This is a genomic window from Streptomyces blattellae (genome assembly GCF_009709555.1).
Lineage (GTDB): Bacteria > Actinomycetota > Actinomycetes > Streptomycetales > Streptomycetaceae > Streptomyces > Streptomyces blattellae.
Genome location: NZ_WJBG01000076.1, coordinates 1 through 228 on the forward strand (window position 1 = coordinate 1; position 228 = coordinate 228).

The 228-nt window shown below is 56.6% G+C and carries 1 rRNA gene; it reads right to left on the bottom strand.

Features of this window, described 5'->3' with window-relative positions:
• Positions 1 to 174: 174 nt before the first annotated feature.
• Positions 175 to 228, bottom strand: a 16S ribosomal RNA gene (locus GFH49_RS01600); the annotation flags it as partial.

Genomic DNA, 228 nt, shown 5'->3' on the forward strand with positions numbered 1-228 from the left:
GTTCATTCCCTCAGACACCCAACAACGTGCCCGGCCCGGCCCTCCGTCCCGACTCACGTTCCACGCCGAAGCAGTACTAGTGATCCTTCAAGAATGACCGTGCCGAATAATCAACGTTCCACCCATGAGCAACCGTGCAAGACATTTGCCTGCAGTCGGCTATGCGCTCCTTAGAAAGGAGGTGATCCAGCCGCACCTTCCGGTACGGCTACCTTGTTACGACTTCGT